General features: G+C 36.8%; 24 protein-coding genes. 8 read left to right on the plus strand and 16 right to left on the minus strand.

All coding sequences use genetic code 11. The features are described from left to right. Positions 1–241 precede the first annotated feature (241 nt). Together nrdG and nrdD are read right to left on the minus strand one after the other, a co-directional pair. Positions 242–712 carry an anaerobic ribonucleoside-triphosphate reductase activating protein gene (nrdG, locus tag DEU39_RS05905; RefSeq protein ID WP_120231276.1) on the minus strand — a complete coding sequence of 157 codons (471 nt, stop codon included), beginning with the start codon at positions 710–712 and terminating at the stop codon, positions 242–244. Then, positions 699–2,492: an anaerobic ribonucleoside-triphosphate reductase gene (nrdD, locus tag DEU39_RS05910; protein ID WP_120232205.1), complete on the minus strand. Its 1,794-nt coding sequence runs from the start codon at positions 2,490–2,492 to the stop codon at positions 699–701. The genes nrdG and nrdD overlap by 14 nt, the downstream gene beginning before the upstream one ends. A gap of 379 nt (positions 2,493–2,871) precedes the next feature. Here nrdD and DEU39_RS05915 point away from each other — a divergent pair, with 379 nt between their 5' ends. After that, positions 2,872–3,588, plus strand: coding sequence for an NADH:flavin oxidoreductase (locus tag DEU39_RS05915; protein WP_228436664.1), 717 nt, complete (start codon positions 2,872–2,874; stop codon positions 3,586–3,588). 77 nt (positions 3,589–3,665) lie between these two features. Next, entirely contained in the window at positions 3,666–3,956 is a 291-nt protein-coding gene (locus DEU39_RS24660; RefSeq protein ID WP_228432237.1) for a hypothetical protein, read from the plus strand. A 368-nt stretch (positions 3,957–4,324) separates the two neighbouring features. Here DEU39_RS24660 and DEU39_RS05925 read toward each other — a convergent pair whose 3' ends face one another. The 10 genes from DEU39_RS05925 to DEU39_RS05965 form a co-directional block, all read right to left on the minus strand. Then, entirely contained in the window at positions 4,325–4,765 is a 441-nt protein-coding gene (locus tag DEU39_RS05925; protein ID WP_120231278.1) for a Rid family detoxifying hydrolase, read from the minus strand. 63 nt (positions 4,766–4,828) lie between these two features. Further along, positions 4,829–5,737, minus strand: coding sequence for an alpha/beta fold hydrolase (locus DEU39_RS05930; RefSeq protein WP_120231279.1), 909 nt, complete (start codon positions 5,735–5,737; stop codon positions 4,829–4,831). Positions 5,738–5,853: 116 nt separating this feature from the next. After that, positions 5,854–6,675, minus strand: coding sequence for an alpha/beta fold hydrolase (locus DEU39_RS05935; protein ID WP_116032918.1), 822 nt, complete (start codon positions 6,673–6,675; stop codon positions 5,854–5,856). A gap of 211 nt (positions 6,676–6,886) precedes the next feature. Further along, entirely contained in the window at positions 6,887–7,714 is an 828-nt protein-coding gene (locus tag DEU39_RS05940) for a helix-turn-helix domain-containing protein (RefSeq protein ID WP_120231280.1), read from the minus strand. Between the two features lie 251 nt (positions 7,715–7,965). Beyond that, positions 7,966–8,145 (minus strand): hypothetical protein, encoded by a 180-nt coding sequence (locus tag DEU39_RS05945; RefSeq protein WP_120231281.1) that lies wholly within the window; start codon positions 8,143–8,145, stop codon positions 7,966–7,968. A gap of 199 nt (positions 8,146–8,344) precedes the next feature. Beyond that, positions 8,345–8,647, minus strand: a complete 303-nt coding sequence (locus tag DEU39_RS24665) for a Crp/Fnr family transcriptional regulator (RefSeq protein ID WP_228436666.1) — start codon at positions 8,645–8,647, stop codon at positions 8,345–8,347. Positions 8,648–8,720: 73 nt separating this feature from the next. After that, on the minus strand, positions 8,721–8,942 hold the full coding sequence (locus DEU39_RS24670; RefSeq protein WP_228432241.1) for a Crp/Fnr family transcriptional regulator: 222 nt from the start codon (positions 8,940–8,942) through the stop codon (positions 8,721–8,723). Between the two features lie 252 nt (positions 8,943–9,194). Further along, positions 9,195–9,380, minus strand: coding sequence for a hypothetical protein (locus DEU39_RS05955; RefSeq protein WP_047433500.1), 186 nt, complete (start codon positions 9,378–9,380; stop codon positions 9,195–9,197). A 353-nt stretch (positions 9,381–9,733) separates the two neighbouring features. Next, entirely contained in the window at positions 9,734–10,096 is a 363-nt protein-coding gene (locus DEU39_RS05960; protein WP_120231282.1) for a hypothetical protein, read from the minus strand. Between the two features lie 14 nt (positions 10,097–10,110). Next, positions 10,111–11,541 (minus strand): exodeoxyribonuclease VII large subunit, encoded by a 1,431-nt coding sequence (locus tag DEU39_RS05965; RefSeq protein WP_120231283.1) that lies wholly within the window; start codon positions 11,539–11,541, stop codon positions 10,111–10,113. Positions 11,542–11,961: 420 nt separating this feature from the next. Between DEU39_RS05965 and DEU39_RS05970 the strand changes: the two genes are divergently transcribed. Next, entirely contained in the window at positions 11,962–12,102 is a 141-nt protein-coding gene (locus DEU39_RS05970) for a bacteriocin-like protein (RefSeq protein ID WP_110010354.1), read from the plus strand. A 100-nt stretch (positions 12,103–12,202) separates the two neighbouring features. Here DEU39_RS05970 and DEU39_RS05975 read toward each other — a convergent pair whose 3' ends face one another. From DEU39_RS05975 to dinB, 3 genes are read right to left on the minus strand one after another with little or no spacing between them, the layout of a single operon-like run. Beyond that, positions 12,203–12,811: an alpha-ketoglutarate-dependent dioxygenase AlkB family protein gene (locus DEU39_RS05975; protein ID WP_120231284.1), complete on the minus strand. Its 609-nt coding sequence runs from the start codon at positions 12,809–12,811 to the stop codon at positions 12,203–12,205. A gap of 29 nt (positions 12,812–12,840) precedes the next feature. Then, positions 12,841–15,894 (minus strand): DNA polymerase III subunit alpha, encoded by a 3,054-nt coding sequence (locus tag DEU39_RS05980; RefSeq protein WP_120231285.1) that lies wholly within the window; start codon positions 15,892–15,894, stop codon positions 12,841–12,843. Positions 15,895–15,910: 16 nt separating this feature from the next. Continuing rightward, on the minus strand, positions 15,911–17,059 hold the full coding sequence (dinB, locus tag DEU39_RS05985; protein WP_120231286.1) for a DNA polymerase IV: 1,149 nt from the start codon (positions 17,057–17,059) through the stop codon (positions 15,911–15,913). A gap of 61 nt (positions 17,060–17,120) precedes the next feature. On the opposite strand from dinB, the gene DEU39_RS05990 reads away from it, so the two are divergent. The 4 genes from DEU39_RS05990 to DEU39_RS06005 all read left to right on the plus strand — a co-directional run bounded on the left by DEU39_RS05990 (position 17,121) and on the right by DEU39_RS06005 (position 21,888). Beyond that, positions 17,121–17,900, plus strand: coding sequence for an XRE family transcriptional regulator (locus DEU39_RS05990; RefSeq protein WP_120231287.1), 780 nt, complete (start codon positions 17,121–17,123; stop codon positions 17,898–17,900). A 30-nt stretch (positions 17,901–17,930) separates the two neighbouring features. Next, positions 17,931–18,149, plus strand: coding sequence for a hypothetical protein (locus DEU39_RS05995; protein WP_120231288.1), 219 nt, complete (start codon positions 17,931–17,933; stop codon positions 18,147–18,149). A 241-nt stretch (positions 18,150–18,390) separates the two neighbouring features. After that, positions 18,391–19,791 carry a DUF3945 domain-containing protein gene (locus tag DEU39_RS06000; protein ID WP_120231289.1) on the plus strand — a complete coding sequence of 467 codons (1,401 nt, stop codon included), beginning with the start codon at positions 18,391–18,393 and terminating at the stop codon, positions 19,789–19,791. A gap of 24 nt (positions 19,792–19,815) precedes the next feature. Beyond that, entirely contained in the window at positions 19,816–21,888 is a 2,073-nt protein-coding gene (locus DEU39_RS06005; protein WP_120231290.1) for a type IA DNA topoisomerase, read from the plus strand. Between the two features lie 172 nt (positions 21,889–22,060). Here the strand turns inward: DEU39_RS06005 and mobC are convergent, their stop codons facing one another. Further along, entirely contained in the window at positions 22,061–24,058 is a 1,998-nt protein-coding gene (mobC, locus tag DEU39_RS06010) for a conjugal transfer protein MobC (protein WP_120232206.1), read from the minus strand. A gap of 179 nt (positions 24,059–24,237) precedes the next feature. On the opposite strand from mobC, the gene DEU39_RS06015 reads away from it, so the two are divergent. Further along, a complete protein-coding gene (locus tag DEU39_RS06015) occupies positions 24,238–25,245 on the plus strand; it encodes a YhcG family protein (protein WP_120231291.1) in 1,008 nt (335 codons plus the stop codon). Positions 25,246–25,261: the final 16 nt, after the last annotated feature.

The following is a 25,261-nucleotide window of genomic DNA, read 5'->3' on the forward strand; positions in this document are numbered from 1 at the left end:
TAAGTTTTTAATGGTCATTCACTTAGTTGCATGCAGAATTAATCTCTGTAACAAAGATACAGTAATCAGATATTAAAATAAGACAAAAATATCTTATTTTAATTCATTCAAAATAATTTTTGAAGAATACACACTATATTCAACTGAAAATCAAATATTTAATACAAACATGATTTACATCATAGATCTAAAATCCAATCTAGATCCATAAAAAAGTACTGTAAAACAGTACTTTTTCGATTTATTTATTGTTAAGGAAATAGCCATTCAAAATCCTTCCCGTGGTGAGATCTTTCAATACCTGATTGGTGCTTATGCTGTTAAGTCCTCCCAAGTCTGCGATCCACTTCCCTGTTTTTAAGTAATCCAGATTTTCCAGTAAAATCGGATGTTTCCTTTTCATTTGTTTTTCGTTCAATCCGGTATAAAGACCGACTTTTAGCTTTTCTCTTTTTGTCATGGAAATCAGAGCAATGAGTTCAGAATCTACCCATTCCCCTCCCATAAAAAGAACACAGGTAATCGTTTTTTTATATTTCGTGATTAAATTCCGAAAAATATCATGAGTAAGCTCTGTTCCGTTTTCAGGATTCCACAGATGTTCTGAATGGCAACCTTCACACGCTAATTGACAGCCTGTAATGGTAAGACATAGTGAAACCTCATCAGGAATTTCCTGCAGAACAATATCATAGCTATCATACTTCAGCATTCCCGTAATATCTTCTTTTTTCTTCTTTCTGGCGATCTTTAGAGAAGTTGGTGACTTTTTTCAGATAACCGATCACACGTGTAGCGTAATCAATATCATCAGACTGACATTCTGTACAGTGATCCATCGTTTTTTTGTTGATATAACCGCAACTATTGCAAACCGTCACTTTTATATTGAAGCAGAAATAATTACATCCTGTATACGCAGCCACATTCAATAGTTTTTTAAAACCTTCCTGGGTAGGATATTCTTCAAGATTGCAATGATAAGCAGAGCCTCCGTCAAGATACTGTATATACTCGTTTCCGTGAAGGAAGAATTTATCGATTAGGTTTTGGCTTTCATCTTCAACAATATAGAAGTAAGAATTGTAGCAGTCTCTCGGAACGTACAGCCAGTCTTCTTTATCCCATTTGGCATTTTTTACACCCAGGTTTTCGGCAGGAACAAATTCTGTATTGAACATATATCCATATTTTTCTTTGGCTTCTTTATTTTTCGTAAAAATCAGTTTAAGATTTTCATTGATGAAGTTTTTGTAGCGCTCATTATCTGAAATTTCAATGCCCAGAAATTCTGCAGCTTCCACCATTCCGTTGATCCCAATGGTAAGGAACTGTTTGTCAAGAGAAATGAAACCCGCATCGTATACCGGAAGCATTCCCGCATTCTTATAATCCTGAATAAGACTTCTGAAAGCCACTTGATATTTATGAATATTATCAATCATTGTCTCTAACGGAATTTCTTTCTGATAAAGACGATTCATATTGATGGTGATTACATTGATGCTTCCTGTAGATACTCCTCCTGCCCCCAAAGAATAGCTGAATGTATTGTCTGATATTTCGTTTCTCAGTCTGCAACAACTTGCCAGAGAATCAGCGTTTTCGGACTGATAAATGAAGAATGAATTTCCTTCGCTCAACTCTTTTGAACAGAAATCTGCAAAGGCCTCATCATAGACTTTTTTGTCCCTAGTGAGCATTGCTGCCGTAATTACAGGGAATGTGAGTACTGCTTTGCAACGTTCTTTATTGAACCATTGCATGAAAAATTGCTGAAGTCTGTCCAAAAAGAAATAATCAGGCTTGCTTCCATCAGGAAAAAAGAATGTTCCGAACATTGAATCGAAGTAAGGTCTGTCGTACAAGGAAATATTCCAGAAAACGGACTGGTAACCGCGGGCTGCAGCCGGCTGATTGATAGCGTATACAACGTGTTGAAGCTCATTTTCAATCATTTCGGCATGTGTTTGAATATAATTTTCACCAAAATCTTTTCTTGCAAAGTGATCGAAATACAGCAGAAATTCCACGGTCGCCACAGCACCTGCGAATTGTGAAGATACTGAAAAAAGAAAATTCACAAAGGAGCCACAGAAACTGCCCAAATGTTTGGGGGCTTTAGACTCGCCACCAAGCTTTGTCAATCCGTCCAAAAGCAACGGATACATGGATACACTTACACAGTATGGTTTTAGACTTGTTTCATCATGAACATAGATTTCATGTTCTTCCAACTGTCTTATATATTCTTTGGCAAGGCTTGCTCCAAAGAGTTCTTCTATCTTATTACCAATAAGATTGCGATTGATCTGGATGTTGATATCTTTGTTCAATTCTGCTTCCATGGTTGCAATATTTTTGGTGGAAACATTCGCGTTCGAGTCAAATATTGCTCCACTTGCGGCATTTTGAGATGCCAAATAGTTTTCAATGAAATTGCATTTGCTGGCCAACTGTTGTTCTGTAAGTCTTGTGAATTTGTTTTTCATAATATTCATTTAATAAGATATAAAGATGTTAATGTCTTTTATTTAGATAGAAGAAAGTTACATTGCCAAACAGGAAAATCCAGTAAAAATGAAACAGACTTCCAAAATCTATTAACAAAAATATAAAATAGTTTTACATACTCTCTATAAAAATACAACTATTTTCATTAGATAATTTAGTAAAATTTGCATCCTTTAGATTCGATCTGTATATATTATTATTAAAAGAATTTAATTTAAAGTATAACTAGTGTGTTAATAAACCAATCTTATAGAAACATCCATTACAACGTAAAAATAATCCATTTTTAAAGACCTTGTAAAGATCCAACTTTGTAACAGATAAAATTGATAAGTAAAACCATAAAATTTATACAAAATGTCTGTTTCTGATTTATTTAAACCCCTCACTTTTCTGCACGGTTCGCCGATGAGAAACCGTTTTATGTTGGCTCCCCTGACCAGTCAGCAAAGTGATTTTGATGGTACAGCCTCCAAATACGACCAAATATGGATGGAACAATTGGCAAAGGGCGGCTACGGATTAATCCAAACCAGCGCATCTACAGTAGAAGCCGGAGCCATTGCATTTGAACGGCAGTTGGGAATTCACAGTGATAAACATTTACCTGGATTAACGAAAATGGCAACAGCTATTCGTGGAGGGGGAGCTTTATCGGCTGTACAGCTTCATCACGCTGGACACCGAGCCAAACCAGAGTTTGGAGGAATTCCGGCTCCTGCATCAAGCAAAACATTGAAAGATATTAAAGCAATCTCAACCGAAGACGTGGAAAGAATTCGTGACAGTTTTATTGAAGCGGCAAAAAGGGCGCAATTATCTGGTTTTGATGGCGTTTCTGTTCACGGTGCTTTTGGTTGGATTTTGTCTGAATTTCTCTCACCAAACCTGAATGACCGAACCGATAAATATGGAGGAAGTATAGAAAACCGGGCACGATTCACCATTGAAGTGATTGAAGGAATTCGCAAAGCTTGTGGAAATGATTTTCAGATTGGATGGCGCTTGTCGATTGAACGATACGGACTTCGTTTGGAAGAATTACGTGAAATTACCACCGAAATTTTTGATTAAGAATTGATTGATTATCTGGATTTGGCACTTTGGGATTCGGCTCAGCTTGTAAGGGAAGGAAGTTTTAAGACAAAACGATGTTGAGTGTTTTTACAGAGCTTCCAAGAAAAGGCGTTCGCCTGGGTGCAGCCGGAAAAATTATGAGCGCACAGCGGGCCGGAGAATTACTGGATGAAGGTTGTGATTTTGTGTTGATTGCCAGAGCTGGAATCCTTCAGAGGGATTTTCCGCTTCAGGTAAAAGCGAATCCGTTGTATGACAGTCCACAGTTGCCTGTAACAGCCGGTTTTCTTCGTGAAGGCGGACTGAGTGAACGTTTTATTGAAACGATGCGAGGCTGGCAAACTTTTGTAAAACCCGGATCATAATAAATTTGAATTTTACTTTGAGCGAACTTTTTAACTAAAGTTCGCTTTTCTATGAATATTAAAGGACCAACTAAAAAAAATCTCCATTACAAAGTAGAAATTATCCATTCTTTAGCGTACTTTATTCCCACATCTTTGCAGTGTAAATTAAATTTTTATACAATGAAAAAGACAGCAATTATTATTCTTTCTGACCCAAAGTCTGGATCGGAAGAAGCTTTTATCAAAACCCACCTTTAAACAAGTAATTATCTTCTGATATGACGATATTATTTTTTTCCATTAACATCTTATTGTCGGGGGTTCACTAGTTATTTTATAACTATAAACATAATCTTAATATAAATCTCATAAATCTATCAAAACAATTAGTTTTTCTGAGTGGCAATGCATTCTATTTCGATGCTTGCATTTCTTGGTAATGACTTTATCTCAACTGTACTGCGTGCCGGAAAGCGGTTTTTGAAATAATGATTATATATCTTATTTACTGTTTCAAACTGTTTCATATCAGTAATGAATATGGTGGTTTTGACAATATGATCAAAATCGGAATGATTGTCCTTGAGAATAGTTTTTAAGTTTTCAAAAATCTGTACTATTTGTTCTTCAAAACCTTCTTTTAAGCGGTTTGTTTTTGGATCTATTCCTATCTGGCCCGATACAAACACTAAATTTTCATAGCTGGTTGAATGGCTGTAGGGACCTATGGCTTTTGGTAAATCCGTATGTTTTACTGCTACAATCTGTTTATTTGTACTGCATGACAACAATGTCAGGGCTAAGAAAAGTAATATAAATCTGTGCATTTTAATTCATTTAATATTAAAAAAGAGGTTAGCTTTTTAGACTAACCTCATACTATAATTATCCTATTTTTTGATGAAGTTTAATAATTCGGTATTAAATTTATCCAACTCTTCGATGAACAAGGCATGACCGCTTTTTTCAAAAGGAACTAAAGTTGAGTTTTTAAGCAAAATATTCATTTGTTCCGCAAGATCATAAGAACAGATTTTATCTAACTTACCGTGTAAGATTAAAGTAGGAATTGTTATTTTCTTCAAATCATTACGCAAATCGCTATCTCTCAGAGTTTTTAATCCTTCAGCCATTGCATAAGGTGATGCCTGAGCCTGAATGCCTCCCAACCAAGCGCCATGACCTTGAGAAACGCTGGTCTCATTGGCTGGAAATATCTTACCGAATGTAGCAAATAATTCTGGACGGTTAGTGTTGTTCAGATTGATCAAACCATTAACATCTTCTTTAGTCCACAGGCCATAATTAAAGTCTGCACGTTTTGTCCAGATCGGTGCTGCCGCTCCAAATAATGCCATCTTGGAAACGTGGGCAGCATTGTATTTGGCCACATAGTGAATCACTGTAGCGCCACCCATGGAAAATCCGCCGATAGTCGCATTTTTAATATTCAATTTGTCCAAAACAACCTTGATATCATCTGCAAATACATCATAATTATATTTGCCTCCCGGCTTATCAGATAACCCGAATCCTCTTAAGGTGATACCAATCACACGATATCCTTTTTGAATAAAATCGGCATACTGATATTCGTACATGGCATCACTCAAGGGCCATCCGTGGATCAAGACAATAGGTTCTCCCTCACCAAGGTCGGTCACATGTAGTTTCACATTTTTCTCTACTTCAATATATTCTTCTCTGCCATAAGATGCAGGCGTTCTCTTCGTTTGTGATAAAACTGTATTTGAAATTAATGTTGTAAATAATACGACTGCTAAAATTAAATTTTTCATGTTTCTTTAAATATTTATTATTGTTGTTATTTTGACACTACAAAGTTGCTCTTATTCCTCAGGCCTTCCAATGGACGGCTTTCGCTTTGAATTGTACTTTTTGCCTCTCTTGATTTCTATTCTTTTATAAATGATAGGATATCCTCGTTGATGACATCGGCATTAATAGTGGGCATTCCGTGGGAGAAGCCCGGATATATGATCAGCTTGCTGTTTTTCAAAAGCTCAGCGGCTTTAACAGCTGTGGTTGCATAAGGCACAATTTGATCATCGTCACCATGCAATACCAACACAGGTATTTCTACACTTTTTAGATCTTCAGTAAAATCGGTCTCTGAAAATACTTTGATACAATCATACTGCGCCTTGATACCACCCATCATTCCCTGTCTCCACCAGTTGTCCTGTATTCCTTTTTTAATAACCGCATCTTCCCTATTGTAACCATAGAACGGAACTGTAAGATCCTGGTAGAACTGTTGTCTGTTATGACGTGTATTATGGCGAATATCGTCAAAAACTGCAAGTGGCACCCCTTCCGGATTATTGGTATCAGCAATCATATAAGGTGTAATTGCGCTGATCAAAACCACTTTGGATACCCGGTCTTTTCCGTTTTGGGCGGCATACCTGATCGCCTCGCCACCACCTGTTGAATGCCCTACATGGATAACATCCCTTAGATCCAGGAACTCTACCAGTTCTGCAACATCAGCTGCATAAGTATCCATGTCATTTCCCTTATAGGTTTGAGTGGATCTTCCGTGACCTCTTCTATCATGGGAGATTACTCTAAATCCTTTTTCAAGGAAAAACATCATCTGAGCATCCCAGTCATCGGATGATAATGGCCATCCATGGTGAAAAAATATCGGCTGTCCTTCACCTAAATCTTTGAAATAAATTTCTGTTCCGTCTTTTACTGTAAACTTGTTCATGTCTTTATTATTTAATGTTGTTTTATTTTGACATTGCAAAGTTGGGGTAAATTCAGGGGCCTATCAATGGATGGTTTTCGCTTTGAATTGCACTTTTTCCCCCGACGAAGGTTATTTGGTGTTAGATAGCATTATCTACAGTTCGAAAGGGTATAATAATGCAAAAAGCACAACCCAACAGGTTGTGCTTTTTGCATTATTTGATAACGCTCTATTTAAACTGTTTTCTAAAGTTCGTTGGTGATATTCCGGTATGTTTTGTGAAAAAACGGACAAAGTACGCATCGTCCTCATAATTCAGGCTGTAGGCAACTTCTTTCACATTCATGGTGGTATGTGCTAAAAGGCGCTTGCTTTCCAGAATTATCCGGTTTTTTATAATATCATTTGGCGTTTCTTTACTGACCATGCTTATTTTTTTGCTGAGGTTCTTTGGTGTAATACAGAGCATGTCAGCATAGTCGGCCACAGTGTGATGCGTTTTAAAATGCTGTTCAACCAATTTGCTGAATTTCCGCAAAAACTGTACGTCAGCCTGTTGCACGCTGTCAGATAATTGGTGCTGTTGCTTCCAGATCCTTGTCGATTTTAATATAATCAGTTTTAACAATGTTCTCAGCATCTCTTCAGTACTAGAATCTTCGTTCCCCAGTTCGGACTGAATATCGCTTATGATCTTTTGGATCTCAACAGACTGCTCTTCGTTTAAACTGATAAAAGGAATCTCAAATACATTATTGTATAAAATACCATCGCAGGCAACTTCATGATCGTGAATTTCTACACAATAAAAATCTTTGTTAAAATGCATCAGCTGTCCACCTATAGTTTCACAGGGCTTTAAAATCACATGTGGATTAATAAACAATAAGGCATCGGTTTTCATGGCTATCTCCTGAAAGTCGACCTGGATGATTGCATTTTTTGGGATAAACAGGACTTTAATATGCTCGTGTATTTTATTCAGGGAATCGTTCTGAGCCGAGGTTTTGCTGAATTCCAGCTTACCAAATTTCTTATATGAAAATTCTTTTATCATTTAATGATTTAAAATTGCTATGTACATAAACTTAATTAGAAGTCTACTGTAAAAATAAGTAATAATATAACAGTAATGTCAACAGTATTTCTTTATTATCCAAGAGTTCATTATACTTTAGTTCCAATTACTTTCATGTATCTAAAGTAATCTGGTTATCTGGCTTTAATTAATGAGTTCCGTAATTAATCAATAGTAACAGAATCAAATCCTGAAACTTGTAATTCATTAGGTGTAGGAATGTAGGACCATCAAATTACATCCATTTGAAAACCTCCCATGGCCTGCCATTTCTGAACCTCAAAGTCATAATAACCCAGATCAAAATTATCTAAATCTTTATCGTACAATAAAACAGTTCTTGAAAATTGCTCTCCTTCTACCTTGGCAGGAAATTGATCCACTGGATTAAATTTTAGTTCTTCATTCATAATTATAGTTTTTCAAATAGTAAAGATCTGTTCAAATCAAATTTAACACTATTTTCTGATTCTTTTTATTATATGGTAGAACGAATGATTGTAATCATTTAAAAACCTATGCACAGGATTATGATGATTATGATCAGAGATCGTTGAAGATCTGGTAGATACTTTGGATTTACCTAACCAGGGTTACTATAAAAATACATTAATAGAAAATCGTTCGGCCATCAAGCTTCAGAATCTTTTCTTGTGCCATTTTTTTAATCGTCCGTATTACTGTTTCGACCCGCAAACCTGTCAAATTGGCAATTTGCTGCCTGGTAAGTGGAACAGTATAAGAGTAAGGATTTTGTTTTAAGGAACTATCCTTATAATAATCCATTAATGATTTTATTTTCGACACCGGGTCAGTGGATGAATTGTTGAACAGCATCACATACTTATCGAAAAGACGGTCTGACAGATGACGGAAAATTGTAAACATCAATTCTCTATTGGTACTCAACATACTCAGAAAGTTGGATTTTGGTAATTTCAGAATTATGCAGTCAGTTTTAGCGATGGCATTCATCGGATAATTCTTAATTGTCAAAAAGTAAAGATTCTCCAAAACTCTGACCTTCCGAGAGAATATTCAGGGTAAATTCTTTTCCATCCTCGTGATAATTATTCAGTTCTACTGTACCCTTAACAATCTGGAAATAATAGTGGGGAACACCTCCCATTTCAAAAATAATTTCCTTTGCGGGATAATCCTCGTAAACGGCTCCATTTTCGAGCAAAAGATTTTCATCGATGATCATATTATCTATATTTTGTTATGGTTCCAAATGAATATCTTAGCAAAAATTGGCAGTAACGTTACATACAAATTTTGGGCCATTCATATGCAAAAAAGCCCTTCAATAAATGTCTCAATGACCATCTGTCTAACTCCTAAAAATCAGATATCGATCTATTGGCTGCCCAAATAATTACTAAAGACGCTCCAATATCCGCACCTGTAGCTTTTTAATTTTTCAGACTGCTTCTCAATCATCTTTAAAATAACGTATTTATGCCTCGTCTTTAGTATTTTTGACGAGACCAATCCCCGAAAAAAAGAATATCAGTCCAAGAACTCCGATCACTCCTAAAGTCGTATAGGCTGAGCTTTTATTAATCAATTCATATCCTGTATAAATCAAACCTGCGATTCCTAAAACAGTCAGTATTGTTCCAAATGTGCGTTTAACGTTCATAACAGTATTTTTTTTTAATAATAGTACTCTACAATTTTTTGCCAGTTACTTGCGCTGATATTTTTGAGATTATCAGCACAGCCTTAAAAACAGTTTTCCCCTATTCAGTTAACTGAGATGCGAGATTAAAAACTATGCTCCGAACTTTAAGGAAGGCTGATTACTTTTCCCTCTCTTTTTTGTTTGTTAACTACCATCATATGATTAATATCCGGCAGTTAAAAAAATTGCAAAAATTAAGCCGTTTGGATAAAAATATTCTTTAACAAGTGGGAAATGCCATAGTAACAATCCTATTGAATTCTATTTTGTTCTTTATATATGTAAAAATCGAGTTAAAGTTCCGCTTGGAATTATAGTTGTAGACCAGAAGCATTAATAGTTAATCCCCATTTATTTTTCATATAATCATGTAATGGGGTATCCCAGAAGTAAGGAGGTGAGCAATACTCACTTATTTCTGGAAGTATCCTCTGAATCCTTTCTTCATAGATAGGATTTTCTTCAAATTTTTCTGATATCTCTGAATACTTCTCACTTATAAAACGTATAAGCTCATTATCTATGAGTATTCCTTTCTTCTTTAATTGATCCAGCTCTTTAAAAAATTCAATTACAACCTTTTTATATTGCTCATCATCAATAGTTGAAAGAGATTCAAAAATCAAATAAGTATCTATAATATTATTAATTTCTGTTATTTTAGTAGTTTCCATAATCTTATGCTGCTTTAAAATAACTTTGCCAATAAAAACCCTGTTACTAAAGCTATAACAGCTGCGATTACAATCTTTATATAATCTGTTTTACTATTTTTAACCTCCGTATTCAGTCTTACATTTTCCTGCTGTAAAGATTCTACTGCAACCTTTAGAGAAGCTGTCTTCTCATTAATAACTGACTGTAAGTTTTTCTCATGTAAAACATTGAGTTCCTTTTTATAGCTTTCCATTTCCTGCTGTCTTAGTTTCTGCTGTTCTGAAAAACTCTTTTGTGTTTCCTGAAGCTGTTTAGCAGAAGACTCCTGAAATTTCTGGAACTCTTCAGTTCTTTTTGAAAGCTGATCTGTTAAAGTTTTTACCTGCTGGCCATGTTTTTCAGTAAGATCCTTCTTTAACTTCTCTACCTCTTCATTACGAACCTTAAGCTGCTCCGTAAAAATCTTTACCTGGTTTTCAGCCTGCTCCTTAAAGTTTTTCTGTGCTTCGGTAAATTCGTCATTTTTCGTTTTAAGCTGCTTTTCCAGTGTTAACACTTGCTCTGCAAACTGTTTGCCTACATCCTTTTTAACTTCATCAATCAGTAATGCCCGGGAATTTGATTTCTCATGAGACAACTTTTCAACGATGGAGTGAAGCCCTGCTCCATAATCATGAGGAAGATGAAATCTTTTATCTGCCAGCTTATCGAGCAAAGTTTCATCTACCGTATGCCCTATTGCTGTGACAGTCACTGCTTCTATTGTAATAAACAATTCTGAAAGCTGTAAATCATTAAAAGTTTCCATACTTTGTTTGTCTCCCCCACCTCTTACCAATGCTATGATATCGTAGCCTAATGCTGAAACTTCTTCAAGTTTGGAAACAATAGAGGTCGATGAAGTAATACTGCAGGTATATTCCGAGACCTGGAAATACTTCTGGGAAACATCCAATCCTTCTGCAAAGTCTCTTTGGACAATCGCATTATTTCCATAAATGTTAGCAATTCTGATCGGCTCATCTTTCAGAATCTTTTCTCTGATCACAGTTTCCAGGTCCTTGGAGCCCTTCCCAAGCTTCTTCTGGATAAGCTCATATCTCTGTAATTCTTCCTCCGAAATTGCGCGTTCTTCCTGCTGAATAATCTCATCGACTACAAAGCGAAGTTCCACAGAAGAGTTCTTAATACTTTTCTCAATATATCCTCTAAGGATATAGATCTCATTATTTTCAATCTTACTTCTCAGTAACGCAGAAACCCGTACCCCAATAGAAATTGTATCAGATTCTGAAAATAAATTATCATAGTAATAATTTCCATAGGCCTTCCCACCACCAAAAGAGTATCTTCCCTTAAGATAAATAAGATTAACCGTTGCATTAAGTTTTAATGCATTACTAAAAAGGCCAAGTACCGATCCCGGAGAATAAACCTGATATGCCAACTCATTTCCCTGCATGTTTTTCAAACTCAAAATTAAATGACTTCAAAGGTATTGTTATTTTATTAATTTAACTTTTCAAACCTAGCATTGCTAGAATTCCCAATAATATGCATCCACATTATCAACCATTTTATTTTACAAAAATACACTCCGTAAACGACAAAACATGTCGTATTTTATCCCTAGAAAAATGGAACCCTGCCGGTTGAAGTTTTTTGATAAATTATAACAACTATTGTACTACCAGATCTGATAGAATAGAGAAAAAGTATGGGGTCAACGAATATAGTATTATTGTTAAAAAACGATCATTTCTTAGAACATCAATTTTGGAATGCAAAGTAACAAACAAGGTTTGAACGTTAAAATTCGTTAATTTAAACTATTATATAATAATTATTCTTGAGATTTGTTGTGAACATAAAATATATTAATATGAAAAATTTAAAAAAGCTTAACAAAGCAGAATTAAAAACAATTGTTGGCGGAGCAGATTGTACCAGACTATGTTTTATAAATGATAAATTAACATGCGTTCCGTATAATTCATGTGGCGGCCCTGGGCTTGAGCCATAAAAAAAGAATAACCTGTTTTTCAGATACGTATTTTCAAAATACTTTCAATAACAGTAAACCATGAAAAACAGGTTATTACCTTAAAAACATCTATACACACCTAAGAATCAAGAACTAACCTGAACGTCAGATTAATCCGCTCTTTCATGGGTATTATAGATTTAGCTATCCGATGCTCCCAGTTTTCCTGCAAATCGCCTTTCATGATAAGCAGAGAACCATGCGGAAGCGGTAAACTGTACTTACTGGCATGGTGGTCTTTTTTCCTGAAATCAAGGTTCCTGGTTTGCCCAAGGCTGATAGAGGCAATCACAGGCCGTTTACCATACCGGCTTTCTTTATCTCTATGCCAGGCCACAGAATCATTATGGTCTCTGTAGAGATTTAATAAAACTCCATTAAACTTACAGTTAAACTCTTTTTCTATCCTTTCCTTGAGCAAGAACAGTTCAGGAGTCCATGGATTTCTTGCCCTTTCTTTTTCTTGAGCACCATAATCTTTTGAATCCCCATACCATGCTGTCAGCCGTGGAGTCAATATCATTTTATCATACATTTTCTGTGTACGCTGTTCCCATGACGCGGTATTGAGCAGCTTATCTTTTAACTGATCAGCTTGCTCTTTACTTAGAAAATGCTCCCTGTATTCCAAAAGATCCTTTGGAAATTCATAGAAAGCTTCTGTATCGAATAAACTTAACTGATTCATAATTCTTCTTATCAAAAATTTTACTATTGCTACTGTATCTTATGTCTTGGCAATCCAATCTCATGGGCCTGCGGATAAGGTTCTCTATAGGTCATGCTTACATCTTCCCTGATCTGCCTGTGAATATCATATTGTTTTTCTTTATCATAAGCATACCTTGGATCAGGAATCATGGGCATCTTTGCCATTTTATGAATGGTAACGGTAGGAAAATGAAAATCAACTTCCACGGTTCCAAGGAGCAGATAACATCCGCCGCCCTGAAAATCATACTGCTTTAGACTGTCAGGAAAATGAGCGGAATCAAAATAATCTCCGTTCACATCGATCCACGTACCAAAATACATGGTGCCTTTCTTCGTGGGTACATGTTTTCTTGAAATCAGATACGCCAGCATTTTAACCTGCTGCTTATGAAACTTCAATAAATCCTTCACCAAAACAGAACCCCGGTACCGGGTCTGTAACAGATCAAAAGGGCTGTATGAAACAGGAAACCCAATGAGTTCAATTTCATCAAAGGCATCCTCAAAATGTTCCCGCTTTAATTCAGGAAGCTTAAATTCCTGAACCGGTTCTTCAATCAGCATTAGCCCTCTGTTTTCAGGCTTAAAGTTAACAAGCAGAACTCTCGCCTCAACAAGCAGTTCATTTTTAGGTTTTCCAGTAAACCGGAAGGCGCCGATAAAAATCAGGATCTGTATGGTTTCAATACCAATGGGAATACGTCTTATAAAATTCTCCAATGATGTATATACTCCGTTGGTTTTTCTTTCCTCGACAATACCGTGGGCAATTCTTGTTTCCAGCCCTTCCAAAAGCATTAATCCCAGATAGATATCCGTCCCTTTCAGTGTTGTCTGATACTCACTGTTATTAATACAGGGAACCTGGATATTTCCGCCCGACATTTTTGCTTCATGAATATAGACTTCAGTTCTATAAAAACCTCCCTGGTTATTAATCACTGACACCATAAATTCCAATGGGTAATATACCTTTAAATACAGACTCTGATAACTCTCCACCGCGTAGGATGCCGAGTGTGCTTTACAGAAAGAATACCCGGCAAAAGATTCAATCTGTCTGTATGCCTCAGCGGTCAACAGTTCCGAATGGCCCTTCTCCTTACAGGATGCAAAGAAATTATCCTTCACCTGCTGAAGCTTTTTAATCGATCTTCCTTTTCCGCTCATGGCTCTTCGTAAGATATCCCCGTCCGCTAATGATAATCCTCCAAAGTACTGGGCAATCTTAATCACATCTTCCTGATATACCATAATGCCATAGGTTTCTTTCAGATGCTCTTCAAATACCGGATGAAAATATTCAAACTGATCCGGATGGTTATGCCTGAAAATATATTCCCGCATCATTCCGCTCTGAGCCACTCCTGGGCGGATAATGGAGGAAGCGGCGACCAGTGTTCTGTAATTATCACACTTAAGTCTTCTTAAAAGACCGCGCATGGCGGGAGATTCTATATAAAAACAGCCGATGGTTCTTCCTATCGCCAGATATTCATTGGTCTTTTCTTCATCTTTTGACAGTGATGTATCGCGGATATCCACAGCGATTCCTTTTGTTTTCTTAATAAGAGCTACCGTATCATTGATGGTACCCAGTCCTCTCTGGGAAAGAATATCAAATTTTTCCAACCCGATATCTTCTGCCACATTCATATCAAACTGAACAATCGGAAAACCTTTGGGAGGCATTTCAAGTGCCGTATAACTTGTAATGGGTTCTTCAGAAATCAGAATTCCACAGGAATGCATGCTTCTCTGATTGGGAAATTTCTCCAGCAGCTTACCATACTTTTGTACCATCCGCACTACCTTGTTCCTTTCATGGTCTTCCATAGGCTTTGTCGCCAGATCATCCAATTCTTCTTTAGGAAGTCCAAACACTTTTCCCACTTCTCTGAAAATAGACCGGTATTTAAACTCCACATTGGTTCCGCAAAAGGCTACATGATCCTTTCCATACCGGTCAAAAACATACTCCAATATCGTATCCCTGTTCTGCCAGCTCCAGTCGATATCAAAATCAGGCGGAGACTTCCGGTTAAGATTTAAGAAACGTTCAAAATACAGGTCCAATTCCAAAGGACAGATGTCGGTTATTCCCAGACAATAGCTTACAATAGAATTAGCACCACTTCCCCTTCCCACATGCATAAGCCCCAAGCTGTTGCTGTAACGGATAATATCCCAGGTTATTAAAAAATAAGAACAGAAATTAAGTTCATCGATCACTTTCAGTTCTTTTTCCACTCTTAATCTGGCCATTTCATGATGAGTTCCGTATCTTTTTTCCAGTCCTGAATATGCCAGCCTGCGAAGTAATTTTACATCATCTGCTTTTGATTTTGTATAAAATTGTTTATTCTTTACCTTTTTAAAATCAAATTCAAAGCTGCATTGTGCCAGCATTGCTTTTGTTCTTGTAACAATCTCCGGATATCTTTCAAATGCCTTTGCAATCTCCTTTTCAGTCATAAAATATTCTGATTCCCTGCATATATCCCGTTTAGTGAGCTTTGACAATAAGGTATTATGATCAATGGCCCTGAGAATTTTATGCAGTTTATACTCCTCACCGGTTCTGAATGTAACAGGATGCAGAACTACCATTCTGGAAATCAGTTTCCGGTACTCAGGTCTTATCAAAAAATTCAGTTCTTCTATTCTCACCCCAACCCGTTCATTTTCCTTTAAGACTTCCGGGATATTACTCATAGGATAAACCACAAAGATATTTTCAAATTCCGGCGCTGTCTCTGAAAGTTCCTTATCGTCACAGTTATGCTGAGTAATAATGGTATTGACTTCTCTTATTCCTGAAAACTCTTTTGCAACAGCAATATAAAGAAGTTTGCCTTCCTTGCGGACCTCAACGCCCACAATAGGTTTAATACCCACCCGTTCGCATTCTTTCTTAAAATCATAAATACCGGTAACGGTATTGATATCCGTCAGTACCATTTCTGTACTCCCTGATGCATAAGCCTGCTTCACCAATTCCTCTATGGATAGGGTCCCATATCGGAGGCTGTGAAAAGAATGACAATTCAAAAACATTATTAAAAATTTAAAATTATTTTTCAAAATCAAAACCTGAAGCTCTCCCAACTGCTCCCATACCGTAGCGGTTTTTCAGATAATCCATGGTCTGATATAAATTCATCTGCTCCTCAGTATCTTCAAACAGATTCATCTGGTGATTCCCATGTACGAGGCCGGTAAAGCGCAGCCCTACCAGACGAAGTCTCATTCTTCTGGTATATACTTTATTGAATAATTCCAGAGCCACTTTTGACAGGGTATGATCTGCAGAAGTGTAAGAAACTTTGCATTGTTTGGTTTCCGTATCAAAATTGGCATACCGTATTTTTACAACCACTGTGGATGTCAGCCATTTTTCCTTTCTGAGCTGATACGCTAACTGTTCCGCCATTCCCGATATCAGTCTTTTCAGTTCTAAGACATCCGTAGTATCATTGGTAAAAGTTCTCTCTGTAGAAATGGATTTTCTTTCCGAATAAGGAACTACAGGATTTTCATCAATTCCATTGGCTTTTTTCCAAAGCTCTTTTCCGTTCACGCCGATCATCTGTTGCAATACCAACATGGGCATTTCAGATAAAGTATGAATGGTACGGATTCCAATTCTTGATAATAACTGAAAAGTTTTATCTCCCACCATCGGAATCTTTTTAATGGATAATGGATTTAAAAAAGGTTTGATCTCCAAATCTTTAATTTCCAGTCGGCCCACCGGTTTCGCTTCTCCCGTTCCTATCTTTGAAACAGTTTTATTAGCAGATAAAGCAAAGCTTATAGGAAGTCCTGTTTCTTTGGTAACAGCTGCCGCAATTTCCTGGGTCCACTGATAGCAACCGAAAAATTTATCCATACCTGAAAGATCCAGATAAAATTCATCAATACTCGCCTTTTCCATTACCGGAACTCTTTCCTGGATAATTTCAGTCACAGTATGAGATAAATTGGAATACAGCTCATGGTCTCCCCGGATGACTTTCGCATCAGGGCACAACCGGACTGCCATTCGGATCGGCATGGCAGAACGGACTCCAAATTTCCTTGCTTCATAGGAGCATGATGCTACCACTCCACGGTCACCTCCGCCAATAATCAGGGGAATTCCGTCAAGCTGAGAATTATTACGTCTCTCGCAGGATACAAAGAATGTATCCAGATCCATATGTACAATCGCCCGGTTCACGTCACAAAATTAGATACTATATGTATCATTTTTCATATATTTGCAGATACAATTTGTATCAATGTCAATTTTTTCAGATAACATCAGGTTTTTAAGAACTCAGAAAAAATTATCCCAGCAGGAACTGGCGGATAAAATTTTGCTGAGCAGGGTCCGGTATTCAAAATATGAGGACGGGCGTTCGGAAGCCCCCTACGAAATACTGATCAGAATTTCAAAGTATTTCAATTTAAGTATTGATCTTCTTTTGACAGTGGATATCAGGAAATATCCTTTAGAAGATGTATTGAGACTTCCGGATAATAGAATTGTTCTACCAGTTGTCGTTGATCAATTAGGTAACAACAGTATTGAAATTGTTCCCCAAAAAGCCTCCATGGGATATTTATCAGGATACAGTGATCCTGAATATATTGAAAGCTTACAGAGAATTTCACTACCCTTTCTGACCAACGGAAAATACAGAGCGTTTCCGGCAAAAGGCGATTCCATGCCGCCCTTTAAAGACGGTTCTTACATTGTCGGGAAATATATAGAAAATATCAAGGATTTAAAGTCCGGCAAAAGTTATGTTTTCGTCACCCTGAATGATGGTATCTCTTATAAAAGACTTATCTCTTTGAATGAAAAATCAATAACCGTAGCAGCTGACAATTCATTTTATACACCTTATGATATTCCTTTCGGAGAAATCGTTGAAGTATGGCAGTATGCTTCTGGAATATTTCCTGAAGATTTTGAACCTGAGCTTTTTGAAAACTATAATGTGAAGGAAATACTGCTTGGGATTCAAAAAGATATCCGGATACTTGATGAAAAGTTTTCAAAAAAATTAGATTAAAATAATTTACACTATCCCATTATTATAACTATGAATATCTCCTATTACGATTTTCAGAATTTAACCGATCGCCAGACACAATATGAACTTGTACTAACTCATGGACGCATCATCAGTGAAAGAATGGTTTCCCAATCAAGATATGTTTTGTATGAAATTTCAAATTTTTCGGTAGAGCTGATCTATGACAACATGCATAATAAAATTATTGGTATGAATCTTTTTGAAAAGCACTCCAGTTATAGATAAAAATCCTGTTTTATCAATAATAAAACAGGACAAAAAACACAAATGATGAAAAAAAAAACGTCTCGATCGAGACGGCGTAAAATTAATTATTTTTACCATAGTAGCAACAAAAAGCTGTTAAAAAATTAATGTCTTATTGGTATTTTCCAGACAATCCCAGCCAAATATCCCCATCTACTTCCACTTTTAACTTTTCCTATCCAATAGGTCTAACTTCGATGTTAAATCAATACTTAACATCATGGAAGATATAGCAAATACCCAAAATCCTGATCCTGCATTAATTAATACTCTGCTGGTTTTAAACCCTAAGACCAACAAAATAGAAGTGGTAAAAACTGTTGATGAAAAAGGTGATCTGAAAACAGTATCCAATACCCGGAAAAACCAGAATCAGTTTTTAAAAATTGATAAGCAGGGCGATTTATTTTCCAACTTTTTTTCCAATTTCCTCAGCCAGCTCAAAAACCCTACTTCATTTAATTTTTTTACCTCTCCTCTCAAAGAATCTGAAAAAATTGGAAAACAGATTGAGCATTACCTCAAGCATTCAAGCAGTAAAGGTGAAGAATTTCTGAAGACCTATAAAATAGTAACCCCAAACACCATTACAATGAGTACAAATCCATCATCAGAAAAAGAATATCAGTACTCCCAGGATCAGATCGACTGGGATATGATGTCAAAATTTGGGCTGACGCAGGAAAAATTAGAAAAAGCCAATGCCCTGGAACCCATGCTAAGAGGATTCAAAACCAATGGTCTCGTTCCCATCAGTCTTAATCTCGGAACAGCGCTTATCCGGATAGACGCTCGTCTTTCACTCAGCACTAATGATGCCGGCAATGTCATGATCAATCTCCACGGCATCAGAAAAGAACCTAATTTCAATTTTAAGTTTCTAGGTCATGAATTTACTGCTGAAGACCGTAAAAATCTAATGGAAACCGGAAATATGGGACGTGTTGTAGATCTTGTCAATCCAAAGACTGATGAAATCATTCCTTCCCTTATCAGCAGAGACCGGCTGACTAATGAACTTGTTGCCTACAAAGTAGAAAACATCAGAATTCCTGATGAAATCAAGGGTGTTAGATTAGATGAAGCCCAAAAGCAGACGCTTATAGAGGGCAAAGCATTATATCTGGAAGGGATGATCTCTACTAAAGGGGAACCTTTCAATGCCCATGTCCAGTTTAATGCTGATAAAAAGTATGTTGAATTTCTTTTTGATCAAAAGCAGATTCAGCAACAATCTCAAACCCATACACAGACAGAGATACCAAGATCATTCAGAGGCAAAGAATTAAGTGACGAGCAGTATAGTCAGTTTAAAGCAGGCCAAACGATTTATCTCGACGGATTGCTGGATAAAAAGAATCAGCCCTATCAGGGATATATCACTCTTAATAAGGAGAACGGAAAAATCGATTTCTCATTTCAGAATCCTGATAAAATCCAACATAAGACAAAGCCTACTGAGGAGCATACAACCCAGACAGCAGTGAATTCAGAAGGCAAGACCAACGAAGCCACCAAGCATTTAAAGGAGCCTCTACAAAAGGGTCAGCAGGCACCTAAAGACAAAAGCCAGCAGTTAAAACAGGACAAAGCCCAGTTCCGCGCTAGAAAACGCCTATAATACCCATTTCAATTAATAATCATTATGAAAGCAGTATTAGCAGAAAAGCCAAGTGTTGCCAGAGAAATAGCAATGGTTTTGGGAGCAACAGAAAAGAAAGATGGATATCTGACCGGTAATGGCTATGCCGTTACCTGGGCTTTTGGCCATTTGATTACACTCGGGATGCCAGAAGATTATGGCATTTCAGCTTGTAAAAAGCAGACTTTACCTATTTTACCTGACCCTTTTAAATTAACCATCAGAAAAGTAAGAAAAGATAAACAACTGATAACTGATCCTGGCGTATCCAAACAGCTAAAAATCATAGAAAAATTGTTTACATCATGCAGCAGTATTATTGTTGCTACAGACTCAGGAAGAGAAGGGGAACTGATCTTCCGGTACATCTATGAGTATTTGAACTGTACCCTGCCATTTGAAAGATTATGGATCAGTTCACTCACTGAAAAAGCCATTAGGCACGGTTTTCAAAATCTGAAGCCGGGTCACCTATATGATGGATTATTCCATGCTGCTCACTACAGAAACAGAGCCGACTGGTTATTAGATATTAATACGACCCAGGCACTAACTATAGCAGCAGATGACGGGTTATATTCACTTGGAAGGGTGCAGACTCCCACTTTAGCTTTACTCTGCAAACGTTATAGAGAATATAAAGAGTTCACAAGCCAGCAATACTGGCAGATTGAGCTTATGCATCAAAAAGATTTTGTGGAGTTCAAAAGTCTTGGAGTACTCAAATTCAGCGATAAAAAACAAGCTGAGGACTTTGTAAAGTCACTGGAAAGAAACAGAACTATAGCAACAGTCAGTGCTATTACTTCACACCCCATAACAGAACAGGCTCCTCTTCTGTTTGACTTAACCGGCCTTCAGAAGGAAGCTAATAAAAGATTCAGCTTCAGTGCTGAGCGAACACTCGATATTGCCCAAAGCCTTTATGAAAAAAAGTTCATTACCTATCCACTTACGGGCAGCCAATATATTTCAGAAGATTTATGGCCGGACATTCCAGATCTCATAAGAGTACTGCAGGAATGGGAACCTTATAAAACCGCAGCAAGCATAATTCCATGGGGAAACTTTAATAAAAGCATTGTCGAGGATGCTAATGTTACCCATCATCACGGGCTTCTTACTACAGAAAAAATACCTTCAGCACTTACTTCAGAAGAAAAGGTGATATATGATCTGATTGCTTTTCGACTATTTGAGGCCGTCTCACCGCCATGTGTCAAAGAAATCACAGAAATCAGTTTACAGGTACTTCACTATGATTTTACAGCTAAGGGACAAAAGATATTACAAACAGGCTGGCGCCATATCAACGGCAATTTTTCTGAAGGTATCGAAGAAATCCGGCAATTTCCTGAGTTAAAAGAAGGAATGGATCTAAAGATTAAAATGTTTGCTGTTCTGGAAAAGAAAACGCTGCCTCCCAGCCTTTATACTGAGGAAAGCCTATTGTCTGCAATGGAAAATGCAGGGAAAGATGTTGAAGAAACAGAACAGCGAAAAATATTAAAAAATATAGGCATTGGGACACCTGCAACACGAGCGTCTATTATTGAAACATTGATTCATCGGGATTATATCAAAAGAGAAAATAGATCACTTATCTCAACGGATAAAGGATTAAAAGTATATGATCTGGTAAAAGATAAAAAAATAGCCGATGTTTCCTTGACTGCAGAGTGGGAATTAGAAATGCAATGTATAGAAAATAATGAATGTAATGCATTCGAATTTCAAAAGCAAATCGAAAATTATACAACATCTGTCACCAAGGAATTACTGCAGATCCATATTGAACAGCCACATATTCCCAAGATTATATGCCCTAAATGCAAAACGCAGCATTTGGTTATTCATGACCATATTGTGAAGTGTTCTGATACTCGTTGCAATTGGTTGCTGTTTAGAAATATCTGCGGTATACAAATCTCATTAAATGACATCGAAAGCCTCGTTAACACACGTAAAACGTCATTAATAAAAGGAATGAAAAGTAAATCAGGAAAAATTTTTAACGCTCATATTATACTGAATGACAAAGCTGAAATCTCATTTGAATTTGAAAAAAGCCAATAAGTCAGTAATTTTCACTCTATTTAAACGAAGCAAACTGTATTTACAATACAACTTATAGATGATATGAATTGTAAAAAAAACTTATTTGCAGTAGATTTGCATCTGATTCTCATGTTTAATTTGAGTTTTCATGGTTATTAGTTTTTATCCCCGGTATTCGGGGATTTTTGCTTTATTCTTTTGGGATTAAATGCTTTAACTCAGGATCAGTTTTAATACGCTCAATTTCATTTTCAATGATCCTCATAACGTCCTGCTTAACATTTCTGTAATTCTCTTCAATAATTGATGTGAACCGGTCTTCTCCACTATCACTTACAAATGATAAAATCTCCGGTATCCGCTGATAAGATTTAGTTTCTTCAGCTACTTTTTCATTATCCACTACTATTTCTGCATGAAACATTTTCTGTTCAATTCTTTCATCAAAATTATCAGATACAGCCCCTACAAACATTCCCTGACTTAACGTTGAAATTTTGGAAGCCGGTATCAGACTATCCAGTTGGGTGGATATAGAAGTGGACGTATCATTTCTGTTGATGGTCATACTTTGTCTTTTCTGCAGGACTTTTCCAAAACGTTCCGAAAGATTTTTAGCCGTGTCTCCAACGACCTGACCACTGAATATATTCCCCACTGTATTCTGAATCACTTTACTTTCTTTATCTCCATAATCTCTTGTCAACTGGGAGAAATCCTGAAACCCTAAGCAGACAGCTACTTTATTACTTCTTGCAGTTGCAATCAGATTATCCAATCCCCGGAAGTAAATCGTAGGTAATTCATCAATAATCACTGAACTTTTGAGTTGCGCTTTTTTATTGATAAGTTTTACGATTCTTGAATTATAGAGACCCAACGCTGCTGAATAGATATTCTGCCGATCCGGGTTATTACCCACACATAATATCTTCGGCTCTTTCGGATTGTTGATATCCAAAGAAAAATCATCCCCGGTCATCACCCAGTATAGTTGAGGAGATATCATTCGTGACAAAGGAATCTTAGCAGAAGCGATTTGCCCCTGAAGCTGGTCCTGTGCACCACCCTGCCATGCGTCCATGAAAGGAGAAAGATAATTTTCAAGATCAGAATAAGAAGTTAGAATCGTGAAAACGTCTGAATATTTTTTATTGAGCAGTTCAATGGCATGAGGAAAAGTACAGTATTTGCCATTTTCATATATTTTCAGGAACCAGATAATAGCAGCTAAAAGAATAATGGGAGATTCCACGAAGAAGTCCCCTTGTTTTTGAATCCAGGTTCTGTTTAAATTGAGCATGATGGTATAGGCAGCTTCATAGGCATCTGAAATATCCGTCATAAAATCAGGATTTAAAGGATTGCACCGATGGCTTCTTCGGGGATCATCAAAATTGATAACATAAAATTTCGGTTTTACTTTGTATTTATTCTGATGTTTTAAGACATGATTATAAGCAATCGTGGAAAGATCATCAAACTTAAAGTCATAGATATACATGGAGAAACCCTTCTCGATATGCTGCTTAATATAATTATTGACAATAGCATATGACTTTCCTGATCCGGGTGTCCCAAGTACAATAGTTGCTCTAAATGGATTGACAATGTTAATCCAACCCTGATTCCATTTCCCTCTGTAATAGAATTTAGTAGGAAGATTCACAGAGTATTCATTTTCCATCAATTGGGTTTCCTGCATAAAACTTTCATTCTCATTATTGAATACATCATCCATCAGATTATGTTTTAACAAACGGCTCATCCATGCCCCTGACACCATTAGGAGGATATATCCTACTGACATTGAAAGCATATATAAAAGAATGCCTGTCCCGCCCCATCTCAGCAAAATAGTATTGAAGAAAAACAACACCGTTCCGACTGCCATGAAGCCTATAATCCGAGACCAGGTTATCTTCTCATCTTTTACTCCTTTTGTTCCCAGGCAGCTTAGAGAGAGTAATACAATGGTGAAAACTTTTGTATAGAGATTGTGAGAGAACAACCCTGCTGTTCTTTGGAAATTCAGCAGTATTCTGTTAATGATTTCCAATGTCCATTCTTTTTCATGAAAAAATGGATAGCAATACCAGTAATAATGCATCAGTACCATTAAAATACTGACGGCACGCATAAAAGCCATAATTTTAGCTAAGCCCCGTAGATCATCTTCACCCTGCATATCATTTATTTTTAGAGTTAGGATGATGAATTTATTGGGTAACAGAAGTCTGCTTTCTACACTGGCTGTGTCAGGCATTATAAGGAAGCATTTGGCACAGGACTGAAACTTATTTTCTCATGGATCATAGCAGTTGTTGACCAAGGAATTTTTTACATTTGTTCTATAACAAAAGATCAATGAAACCTGTACAATCAACATACACTGAATTACTGGATAGCATAGGATCCGCTATTGAGGTTGCAAGACAAAATGCGGTTAAGGCAGTTAATACTGAGCTGGTGAAAGCCAACTGGGAAATTGGCAGGCATATCGTGGAATATGAGCAGCACGGTGAGGAGCGTGCAGAATATGGAAGTAACTTACTGGCAACACTTTCCAAAGACCTTAGGCAGCGTTACGGTAAAGGATTTGGCAGGCGTAATATTTTAGATATGCGCAGATTTTATCTGGCTTATCAAAAATGGCAGGCAGTGCCTGCCAAATTAAGCTGGACTCATCTGGTTACTTTGCTCGGTATTTCTGATGATACGGCAAGGAAGTTCTATGAAAAACAGGCCGTGCTGGAAAATTGGGGCTATCGCGAACTGGAAAGGCAGATCAACTCCTCCCTTTTTGAAAGACTGGCATTGAGCAAAGACAAAAAAGGAGTATTGCAACTGGCGGAAAAAGGTCATATCGTAACCGATTCTACAGAGGCTATAAAAGATCCTTATATACTGGACTTTCTCAAATTACCTCAAAGTCATCGGGTTACAGAAAAAGCACTGGAGCAGAAAATTATCGATAACCTGCAGATGTTTCTTTTAGAACTGGGAAAGGGTTTTACATTTGTCGGAAGACAGTATAAGATATCACTTCGTAACAGGCATTTTTATATTGATCTTGTATTCTATCACCGTATCTTAAAATGTTTTGTGCTGATTGATTTAAAAATAAAACAGGTTGAGCACAATGATATAGGACAAATGAATTTATATCTGAACTACTTTAAATCTGAAGAAAATGTTGTGGATGATAATGAGCCTATAGGCATTATCCTTTCTGCGGAAAAAGATGAAGTATTGGTGGAATATGCAACAGGTGGTATTTCTAATAAAATATTTGTTTCCAAATACCAGTTGTATTTACCTGATAAAAAGGAATTACAGCAAAAAGTACAGGCAATTATGCAAAAAGAAGGCTAAGGGTAAGAAATCATCA

The sequence above is a fragment of the Chryseobacterium sp. AG363 genome, from assembly GCF_003610675.1.
In the GTDB taxonomy this organism is placed as follows: Bacteria; Bacteroidota; Bacteroidia; order Flavobacteriales; family Weeksellaceae; genus Chryseobacterium; species Chryseobacterium cucumeris.